Source organism: Aeromonas sp. sif0611, assembly GCF_019218845.1.
Taxonomy (GTDB): Bacteria; Pseudomonadota; Gammaproteobacteria; order Enterobacterales; family Aeromonadaceae; genus Aeromonas; species Aeromonas media.
In genome coordinates this window covers 417,661-426,901 of record NZ_JAHUWU010000003.1, presented here as the reverse complement: position 1 = coordinate 426,901, position 9,241 = coordinate 417,661, and the positions used below count along the sequence as shown (strand labels likewise).

9 protein-coding genes and 2 pseudogenes are annotated in these 9,241 nt (G+C 61.4%); 4 read left to right on the top strand and 7 right to left on the bottom strand.

All coding sequences use genetic code 11. From position 1 onward, the window contains the following. A pseudogene (locus KW824_RS11155) lies at positions 1–124 on the top strand (IS1595 family transposase); the annotation flags it as partial. 44 nt (positions 125–168) lie between these two features. Here the strand turns inward: KW824_RS11155 and KW824_RS11150 are convergent. Together KW824_RS11150 and cls are read right to left on the bottom strand one after the other, a co-directional pair. After that, entirely contained in the window at positions 169–1,437 is a 1,269-nt protein-coding gene (locus tag KW824_RS11150; RefSeq protein ID WP_218409798.1) for a DUF945 family protein, read from the bottom strand. Between the two features lie 107 nt (positions 1,438–1,544). Further along, the gene (cls, locus tag KW824_RS11145; protein ID WP_005326968.1) at positions 1,545–3,026 is read right to left on the bottom strand and encodes a cardiolipin synthase; all 1,482 of its coding nucleotides are present in this window, start codon (positions 3,024–3,026) and stop codon (positions 1,545–1,547) included. A 96-nt stretch (positions 3,027–3,122) separates the two neighbouring features. Between cls and KW824_RS11140 the strand changes: the two genes are divergently transcribed. After that, positions 3,123–3,665 (top strand): DUF1439 domain-containing protein, encoded by a 543-nt coding sequence (locus KW824_RS11140; protein WP_005326967.1) that lies wholly within the window; start codon positions 3,123–3,125, stop codon positions 3,663–3,665. A 4-nt stretch (positions 3,666–3,669) separates the two neighbouring features. On the opposite strand, the gene KW824_RS11135 is transcribed toward KW824_RS11140, so the two are convergent. Continuing rightward, positions 3,670–4,110 (bottom strand): GNAT family N-acetyltransferase, encoded by a 441-nt coding sequence (locus KW824_RS11135; RefSeq protein WP_005326964.1) that lies wholly within the window; start codon positions 4,108–4,110, stop codon positions 3,670–3,672. Between the two features lie 327 nt (positions 4,111–4,437). Here KW824_RS11135 and KW824_RS11130 point away from each other — a divergent pair, with 327 nt between their 5' ends. Next, positions 4,438–5,154, top strand: a complete 717-nt coding sequence (locus tag KW824_RS11130) for a lytic transglycosylase domain-containing protein (RefSeq protein WP_218409803.1) — start codon at positions 4,438–4,440, stop codon at positions 5,152–5,154. 122 nt (positions 5,155–5,276) lie between these two features. Here KW824_RS11130 and aqpZ read toward each other — a convergent pair whose 3' ends face one another. The 3 genes and pseudogenes from aqpZ to KW824_RS11115 all read right to left on the bottom strand — a co-directional run bounded on the left by aqpZ (position 5,277) and on the right by KW824_RS11115 (position 7,995). Next, on the bottom strand, positions 5,277–5,963 hold the full coding sequence (gene aqpZ / locus KW824_RS11125; protein WP_218409797.1) for an aquaporin Z: 687 nt from the start codon (positions 5,961–5,963) through the stop codon (positions 5,277–5,279). Between the two features lie 313 nt (positions 5,964–6,276). Further along, complete coding sequence (ruvC, locus tag KW824_RS11120) at positions 6,277–6,798, bottom strand: crossover junction endodeoxyribonuclease RuvC (RefSeq protein ID WP_005326958.1); 522 nt, start codon at positions 6,796–6,798, stop codon at positions 6,277–6,279. Positions 6,799–7,062: 264 nt separating this feature from the next. Beyond that, positions 7,063–7,995 (bottom strand): annotated as a pseudogene (locus KW824_RS11115) (Gfo/Idh/MocA family protein). Between the two features lie 171 nt (positions 7,996–8,166). Between KW824_RS11115 and KW824_RS11110 the strand changes: the two are divergent. Beyond that, a complete protein-coding gene (locus KW824_RS11110) occupies positions 8,167–8,670 on the top strand; it encodes a DinB family protein (RefSeq protein WP_218409796.1) in 504 nt (167 codons plus the stop codon). A gap of 30 nt (positions 8,671–8,700) precedes the next feature. Here KW824_RS11110 and KW824_RS11105 read toward each other — a convergent pair whose 3' ends face one another. Continuing rightward, entirely contained in the window at positions 8,701–8,928 is a 228-nt protein-coding gene (locus tag KW824_RS11105) for a hypothetical protein (RefSeq protein WP_043131165.1), read from the bottom strand. Between the last annotated feature and the right edge of the window lie 313 nt (positions 8,929–9,241).

Below are 9,241 nucleotides of genomic sequence, written 5' to 3'. Positions count from 1 at the left end.
ATCTTACTTGAAGCATTATCTGGGTTGGCGGCGGATGCTGGAGCGTTATCAACGAGGGATAGACGTCAGATGTTGCTTGCATGAGGCGCTAGGGCGCCCCATGCAACACGTAATTGGGACATAGCCAATAAAAAGGCTCCCGAGGGAGCCTTTTTCGTCTGCCTGCGCTTATTGAGGCAGGGGCAGACCGTTGACGGTGACCAGCCCCTTGTCGAGCTTGAGCTCGGCATTGAGGTGCGCCTGCTCCGCCTTGAGATAACCCAGGGCCGTGAACTGGGCCAGCATGGGTGCCAGCTGCGGCACCGCCTTGCCCAACTTGTCGCCGAGGCTGGCATGGAGCAGCCCGGACAGGGCCTGCATCCCCTCCTCGCTCCCCATCAGTTGCTCCAGAGTGGTGGGGGCAAGCTTGGCCTCCCCTTTCAGGCTGACAGGCTCGCCGTTGAGCTGGGCACTGAGATCGGTCAGCTCCAGTGTGGCACCCCGTTGCAGCATCTTGTCCAGCGCCTGCTGGATAGCCGCCTCGTCCACCCGCTGGCTGCTGGCCTCCTGCAGGGTCTGATAGCCCTCCAGATCCAGCCCCTTGAGCGCCAGATCCAGACTTCCCTGAGTCAGCGCCAGGCTGTCGCTCTCGTTCTCCAGATTGAGGGTCGCCACCTTCATCTGATAACGGCTGGAGAGGGTCTGGGCATCATCCCCCGCCAGTTGGGTGTTGGTGCTGACCCCCTGCAACGAGAGTTTGACGCTCTCCGGCAGTTGCAGGGAGAGGGCGGAGAGCGTCATCTCGCTGTGGGGAGAGAGCCAGATGCCGCTTATCTCGGCCATGTCGGCGCTGCCCTTGAGATCCGCCAGGGCCAGATCCATCTTGCTTTGCGCATCGTGGACCGTCATGCCCAGCCACTGGAAGACCACATGGCCATTGCCATCGAGATCCCCGCGATAATCCCCGCTCAGGGGCAGGAAGCTGAACTCGTTGAGCCCCTCCCTGACCTTGAAGTCGCTGGCCCAGAAACGGGAGCTGTTGCTCATGGTCCAGAGACTGCTGGCCGACTCCAGGCCAAGCTGCCACTGCTGCATGCCGAGGGCGGTGAAGACGGGGGCCAGGGTCCCGGTCGCGGTATCGAGCAGCATGTTGCTCTTGATATAGAGCGGCAGCAGGCGGCTGTTGACGAGCAGTTGCAGCTCGATGGGGTCGCTTCCCGCCATCTGGGGATCGAAACTCGCCAGCGTCTGGGGCGGCACCACTATCTTGAGCACCCCATCACGGGTGAACAGGTTCTCGCTGGTGGGCAGCCAAGTGATCTCGACGCCGCTCTCCTGCTTGGCCCTCACGATCTGCTCCCCAAGGATGCGGTCGAAGGCATTGCCCGTGTACCAGCAGGCGCCCAGCCCACCCACCACCAATGCCGCTCCGGCAGCCATGGCCACTGTCTTTTTCATCTGCTCTCTTACTCCTGATTTTTCTATGGCGGGTGCCTAGGCGCACTCTACGGGGAGGATGGGAACACAAGCAAGCCAGATCCCGGCTCATGACCCATTCTCGGCTGTCACAGCAGGGGGCTGAACAGGTAGAAGACGTTCTCCAGCAATTTTTTGTACCAGGGGCGGGCACGCCACCTGGTCAGCGACATGGGGGTCGCCTCCAGCATGTAGCCCTGCACCAGTTGATTCATCTCGGCGACAAACAACGGGTTGTCGATGAGCAGGGTGATCTCGAAATTGAGCCAGAGGCTGCGCCTGTCGAGATTGACCGTGCCCACCAGGGCGAAGTCGTCGTCCACCAGCACGCTCTTGGTGTGCAGCAGACCGGCATCATAGCGGTAAATTTCGACCCCGGCCGCCAGCAGATCCTCCATGAAAGAGTTGCTCGCATGATTGGCCATCAGGGAGTCGTTACGCGCCGGCAGCACCAGCTGCACCAGCACCCCCCGCGCCGCCGCCGAGGAGAGCGCCGCCGCCAGCGGGTCATCCGGCACGAAATAGGGGGTGGTCAACACCAGATGATGGCGCGCCTGGTAGATGGCCAGCAGCAGGCTCTGCTGGATGCAGTCGCCGCCGACGAAGGGGCCGGAAGGGATGAGCTGGGCCCGATAGTTGGTTTGCGGCCAGGCCTCGGGCTCGTGCTGCAGGCTGTCGAGCAGCCGCTCGCCGGTTTCCATCTCCCAGTCCCAGACGAAGGTGGACCACATCAGGGGCACCACGGGCCCCTGCACCCGGATCATGATGTCGACCCACTGACCAACCCCGGCATCCTGCTTGAAGAAACGGGGATCCACCATGTTCATGGAGCCGGTGTAACCGACCCTGTCGTCGATCACCACCAGCTTGCGGTGCATGCGCAAGTCCTGGCGCTGGAACGGGATACGCCAGGCACCGACCGGCAACACCTCCACCACCTTGACCCCGGCCGCGCGCAGCGATTTTGGCCAACCGGAGCGGAAGAAGGCCTTGCTGCCGATGGAGTCGAGCAACACACGACAATCCACGCCGCGCGCCGCCACCTCGACAAGGGCCTCGCACACCGCATCCACATCCCCACCGGGATGCCAGATGTAGAACTCCAGGTAACAGGATTGGGAGGAGCCGCGGATGTCGCGCACTATCTCCTGCAAGATGGTCTCGGGCCTGTGCAGCAGCGTCATCCGGTTGCCCGAGAGCATGGGCATGGCCAGCCGCCCCTGGATCAGATCATGGAGCGGACGCGCCTTGCTGCCCACCTCGCAGCAGTGCTGGGGAAAGAGGCGGGCGAGCTGGCGGATCCAGATGGCGTAAGGGCGGTACATGGCCTGGGCACGTTCTGCCCGTTTGCGACCGAGCCGTATCTCCCCAAACAGCACATAGAAACCGACCCCGGCGAAGGGGATAGCATAGATGAGTGCCAGCCAGGCGAGGGATACCCCGATGGGGCGCCGCTTCATCACCACTCGCAGGGAGATCCCCGCCACGATCACGGTGTGAAACAACAGCAACAGCCAGCCGAGAAAGCGGGAGAACAGCAACTGAATGTCGTATTCCAGACCGTCGAGCAAGACGACTCCTTGGTGTAATGAACAAAGGGCATGGGCAGATCCCACAGGGCCAGAATGGTATGCTGTGGGGCAAACCCATTCTATCAGGTCGTTAGCATGATCCTGCAATCTATGCTGCTGAGTCTGGCCATGCTAGGTCAAGGCTCATATGACATCAATGAGCAGCAGATAAACCAGTACCTGCAATCCCAGGTACAAGTCGACAAACAGCTGGAGTTGCCCGGCATCATCAAGGCCCATGTGCAGCTCGAGCAGAGCGATGTCCAGATCGGCCGCCAGAGTCCGGATACCGCAAGAGTCTTTGGCAAGGGGCGGCTCAAAATCGCCCTGCCGGATCAGACCCAGTACGATGCACTGCTGAACATGACCTATGAGGCAAGACCCCGCTACGACAAGGCCAAGAGCGCGCTCTTCCTCGACAACATGAAGCTGATTGACTACAAGCTGGAGCCGGCGGCGGCCGAGCAGAAGTTCGGTTTCATGCTGAGAATGCTGCTGCAGAGCATGGAGAAGCGGCTGGAGACCCAGCCCGTCTACAAGCTCGACGACAAGGATCCCAACCAGGCCTGGCTCAAGGAGAATCTGCTGGGGCTGGAGCTGTCACCGGGCAAGATCCGCCTGCTGACCAAGCCCCAGTGAGGGATCAGTTGTAGGCAGTGACCATCGCCTGACGCACCAGCAGCTCGATCTGGTAACCCTGTTCGCGCTGCTGGTGATAGAGGGTATGCAGCGGTCCGTCGAGTTCATGCAGGGGAAGGTGGGCAAAGCCCGCCTTGAGGTAGAAGGGTTTCTCGAAAGGCAAGGCGTGGCAGATCACGGGCTTGTCCAGCAGATCGTTGCAGGCGTGCTGCAGCAGCCGGGAACCCAGCCCCAGTGACTGGTAGTGGGGCAGCAGTCGAAATCCGCACAGGTGGTAATAGTCCTGTTCGTCGCGCAGGCGCACGGCACCCACCAGCCAATGGGCATCCCGTACCACGAAGATCCGTTCGGCCAGATCCGGCACATAGTGGGAAAACGTCGTCTCGTAATAGTCCCTGATCAGGGAAAGATCCGCGTCACAGTACTCTTCGAATCTGAGCTCCATCGCCCGCCTGCTTTTCATACCCATTTCGCTCTGGCCACCCGGCCCTCTCTTGACCCACCATCCAGCCCCACGAAGAGATCAGACCAGAGTGGAGCAACTGCAAGATAACACGCCTTTAACTTACAAAAAAGCCAATAGCCAGCTGACAGGCAGTGGTGCCCTCCACGGCCCTCTGCGAGGCTGCAGCATCCGGCTCAGGCTGCTCGTGAGCCTTTTCTTCCCGGGCTTTTCTTGCGACTCGTCACCGGGGCCCTTGTTCTGTCTCGCCACGGATGCTTTACTCAACGTGGCTAACGAGGCTTAAGGAGCAAGCCGTTGAAAGCATGGATGTTGCTGGGAGCCATTTCACTGCTCCCCCTCACTGCCTGGAGTCAGTTGCCGCCACCGGCCGAGGTGGTGGTCCTGACATCCGAGTCAATCCCGTCACCCGAGTCGATCCCGTCACCCGAGGTGGCAGAGCCCGCATCGGTCCCCACCACTCGCCAGATCCAGGTCTACAAATCGGTGCAAAAGAACGGGGTAGTACGCTATTCCGACATGATGCCGGAGCAAGGTCATTACGAGCTGCTGCTGTTCAACGATTGCTACGCCTGCGATCCCGCCTCCAGGGTCAACTGGCGCACGACCGGCCTCTTCCTCTATGACTATGCCAGCACCATCAAGGCGGCGGCCAAGACCTACAGCGTCGACCCTGCCCTCATTCGAGCACTGATCCACGCCGAATCCGCCTTCAATCCGCTGGCGGTCTCCCGCAAGGGGGCCATGGGGCTGACCCAGCTGATGCCCGCCACCGCCCGCGAGCTCGGGGTCGGCAATGCCCTGCTGGCGGAGCAGAACATCTTCGGCGGGGTGAAGTATCTGGCGGGCCTGCTCAAGCAGTATGACGGCAACGTCGCCCTGGCCACGGCCGCCTACAACGCGGGCGCAGGCGCGGTGCAAAAACACGGTGGTATCCCGCCCTACGCAGAGACTCGCGCCTATGTCGCACGAGTGCAACTCTTGCACCAGCGCTATAAAGAGATGCTGAGCGCCCGCGGTCTCTAGCCCCTTCCCTCTCTCAGCAGGCTGAACAATACTGCGGGCCCTGGCGGCCCGCTTTCGTGCCCATCAGAAACAAAAAAACACGCCCGAGGGCGTGCCGATACCACACGTTACTTAGCAACACATCACTCTTTCGTGGCGATCACACGATAGGCCAATGCACCCAGAATGGCACCGACGATGGGGGCGACCCAGAACAACCAGAGCTGGCCGACGGCCCAGTCACCGACAAACAGCGCCACCCCTGTGCTGCGCGCCGGGTTGACCGAGGTGTTGGTCACCGGAATGCTGATGAGGTGGATCAGGGTCAGGCACAGACCGATGGCGATCGGAGCAAAGCCCGCCGGTGCACGGCTGTCGGTGGCTCCCATGATGACGAACAGGAAGAAGCCGGTCATCACCACTTCACACACCAGCGCCGCCAGCAGACTGTAACCGCCCGGTGAGTGCTCACCATAACCGTTGGAGGCAAAGCCGGCGCTCACGTCAAACCCGGCCTGGCCGCTGGCGATCACATAGAGCACACCACCCGCCGCGATCCCGCCGAGGACTTGAGCCACTATGTAAGGCACGACGCCCGATGCCGGGAAGCGACCACCGGCCCACAGACCCAGGGTCACGGCAGGGTTCAGGTGACAGCCAGAGATGTGGCCGATGGCATAGGCCATGGTCAGCACGGTCAGACCGAACGCCAGGGCCACGCCCAGCAGACCGATCCCCACATTCGGGAACGCGGCTGCCAACACGGCGCTGCCGCAGCCTCCCAGCACCAGCCAGAAGGTGCCCATAAATTCAGCTGCAAATGGTTTCACTCTCATATCTCCCGATGATGATTAGAACAGGAGCCTAAAAAAGGCTCATACGGATACTGTTATTCAACAGGCGCCATATTATGGGAGTGTGATGGAGCAAGACGAAGCCGGCTTATTTTACGAGAAATGTGTGATGAGTATCACAAGTTATTGATTGGACGGGAGGTTCCCCGCCATTGCCGCACCGATTTCTCATGAGAGTCCGCCTGGGAAGTGCGACAGGTTGTGACTCAATCAGCGCTTTTGACAACACCGCACCGGGCCACGGGCTGTGCATGGTGCAATGCGCTCCGTCTCGCCCCCCCGCGAGAGATCAGCGATAGCGACCGCGTACCGAACTGGTGGCTCGTCCCGCCATCCTGATAAGACTCTGGCGGGTGTGGAAGTGACAGAGCGCCACCCCGAGGGCATCCGCCGCATCCGCCTGGGGGGTGGCCGACAGCTTGAGCAGATGGGTCACCATATGCTGCACCTGCTCCTTGGCGGCGCCGCCCGTGCCCACCACCGCCTGCTTGATCTGGGTCGCCGAGTATTCGCTCACCGGCAGCAAGGCGTTGACCGCCGCGACGATGGCGCTGCCCCTGGCCTGGCCGAGTTTCAGGGCCGAATCCGCATTGCGCGCCATGAAGACCCGCTCGATGGCGAACTCGTCCGGCTTGAACTGGGTGATGATCTCGCTCACCCCGTCATACACCTGCTTGAGGCGGGACGGCAGCTCGCCCAGGTCGGTGCGGATGCAGCCTGAGCCCAGGTATTCCGCCTTGCCCGCGACGATGCGGATGACGCCATAGCCGGTGATCCGGGAGCCGGGATCTATGCCCAGAATAATGCTCATGAACGGGCCACCTTGGCCGCCGCGATCGGGCGCTCATCGACACGTGGCAGGCCCGGCGCCATTTGCGAAACGTTGCTCATCACACTTTGTTGCTCTGCAGATCTTTCATGGGCGCCAAGATAGCAAACAAGCCAGCGCTTGGCTCGCGCGGCGGCGCCCTCGCCGGCTGACTGCGCAGGGATACGCCATCTTGTACAGTGGTCTGCTCATTCGTTCGCCCGTTTCGGTTCTTGCGTTCAGCATGGGAACCACGAATAACGGACGCTACTGCCTGCCCTCGGCCAGAGTGACCAGCCGCTCAGCCAGTCGATGGCTCTGCAAATAGCTCTCGACAAGCATCCCATCGGCTCTGCCCGCCTCAATCTGTTGGTACCAGTGATCCAGCATCGCAACGAAGCCCCGTTGGGCCAATACCGGCTGCCAGTCGTCCGGTGCCAGGGTCTGCACGGTTTTGTCTCGGGCAATCGTGCCCCGGGTGCAGTTCTCGATATGCAAGGAGAGGTTGTCACCATAGGCGTCGATGCGTTCCTCGGTGAGGCCGGCGCTGCGGTTCATGCTGCCGCTCACGGCCACCTGGCCGCTCTGCCAGGCGACGCTCACCCCGGCCAGCAGCTCGGGCTGCTGGGAACTTCGCCGCAGCACCGCATGCAGATCCCCGGTGGGTAGCCCGCCATAGCAGCAGAGGCTGTCGAGCACATGGATACAGTCGTCGAACAGGAACTGGCGTGGCAGCCCCGGCAGGGCGTACCTGTGTTTTTGCCAGTTAAGCTCGGTAAGCGGCTAACTATCTGCAAGCGGCTGCGCTCGGGCGGCGGCCATGGCGGGCAGATAGCGGCGGTTGAAGCCCACAAACAGCGGGCAATCCTGCATAAGGGCAAGGTCGGCAAGCGCCTCCACCTCGGCGGCGTTGTCACAGAGCGGCTTGTCGACAAAGGTGGGAATGCCAGCGCGCAGGCACTGCTCCGCCAACCTGCCATGTACGGCGGTGGCGGCGTGGATCATCACTGCATCCGGGCGACTCGCGAGCAGCGCATCCACCTCGGTGAAGCACTCGGGGATCCGATACTGGCGGGCCAGCTTGTCCAGCACAGCTGGACTCCGGGTACAGAGCAGCGGGGTGACTCGCTCGTCGCTGGCAATCAGCGGCAGATAGGCCTTCTGGGCGATATCACCGAGGCCAATCAGGGCAATGCGCATGGGAACTCCTTGTCATGAATGCGATGGCACAGGGTAACATCTCACTCGCACCGGGCACATCCAATGCCCTGCACACTGGCCGGTCACCGACCCCGTCAGGTGGGGAGTTTTCTTGCTGCCATCGGCTGGCTAAGATGCCCTCTTCCCGCGCTGACCCCATCAAGGAAGACCATGAGCCATTCGCCCCTTCACTCTCTGTTTCGCTACAAGGCCTGGGCCGATGGCGAGCTGCTGGATGCCCTCGCCACCCTGGACCCGCAGCTACATCCCGAGGCGCACCACAATGCCCTTCGCATCTTCAACCATATCCATGTGGTCGATGCCATCTTCAAGGGCAATCTGCTGGGGGAGCCCCATGGCTTCAGTGCCACCAATACCCCGGAGACGCCGACCCTGGCAGCGCTGCGCACCGCCATCGGCACACTGGATGCCTGGTATCTGGATTACGTTGCCGGCCTGAGCCACGCGGATGGCGAGGCCGTGCTCTCGTTCAACTTCGTGGATGGCGACAAGGGGCAGATGAGCCGCGCCGAGATGCTGCTGCATCTGGTGACCCACGGCGGCTATCACAGAGGGGCGATCGGGCGCATTTTGGTTCAATGCGGCATCACGCCGCCGCGCGATACCCTGACCACTTTTTTGCACCGCAGTGAACCGGAACGTCGCGGCGGCTAAACGACAAACGAGGGCGGCCCATGTTGCCCTCTATTCTGGGGACTTGGCCTGCTCTCTGGTATCGAGCCACTTGCCGATTCGGGCCCCCAGCTCGGAGCAGATCATGGCGCTGACCATGGCCCCTATCATCCGGTTCATATCAGAGATCTCTTTTGATTCCAGAAGCAGGGGCGCTATCAGGTTAAAGGCTATTAGCCCCATCACCAGCCCGAGCCCGCTACCAATCTTCTCTCTGCGGGATCGCGTTTTTATCGCCATCTGCTCACTCCTGTTCGGGAATACCCGCTGCAATATATTCAGGAGAGAGGCCGTTATACCTCCCTATCCTTTAGCCAGCCGCCAAGATAGCAAAGCAGCGCCTGCTTGCCCGCCTTTATCGCACCTGCTTACGCGCTTTGATGACCTGGCTCAAAAAACGATGACTTCCTGATGGTTGCCTCCGTTTTGTGCTCGCTGGCCCAGCTTCGTTTGACTTACCATAGCCATCCAGAACCTGTTGAACTGCGATGGGTTGCTGCCATCGCTGGTCAAGGGAGCATATTGGAAGCTGTAATCCACGGGCGGTAGCGTG

What these genes read in the sequence shown, in the direction of transcription:
- KW824_RS11105 (WP_043131165.1), bottom strand. Translation starts at nt 8,928, where the DNA reads ATGGCGATAAAAACGCGATCCCGCAGAGAGAAGATTGGTAGCGGGCTC.
- KW824_RS11110 (WP_218409796.1), top strand. Translation starts at nt 8,167, where the DNA reads ATGAGCCATTCGCCCCTTCACTCTCTGTTTCGCTACAAGGCCTGGGCC.
- KW824_RS11140 (WP_005326967.1), top strand. Translation starts at nt 3,123, where the DNA reads ATGATCCTGCAATCTATGCTGCTGAGTCTGGCCATGCTAGGTCAAGGC.
- KW824_RS11135 (WP_005326964.1), bottom strand. Translation starts at nt 4,110, where the DNA reads ATGGAGCTCAGATTCGAAGAGTACTGTGACGCGGATCTTTCCCTGATC.
- KW824_RS11150 (WP_218409798.1), bottom strand. Translation starts at nt 1,437, where the DNA reads ATGAAAAAGACAGTGGCCATGGCTGCCGGAGCGGCATTGGTGGTGGGT.
- KW824_RS11130 (WP_218409803.1), top strand. Translation starts at nt 4,438, where the DNA reads ATGTTGCTGGGAGCCATTTCACTGCTCCCCCTCACTGCCTGGAGTCAG.
- ruvC (WP_005326958.1), bottom strand. Translation starts at nt 6,798, where the DNA reads ATGAGCATTATTCTGGGCATAGATCCCGGCTCCCGGATCACCGGCTAT.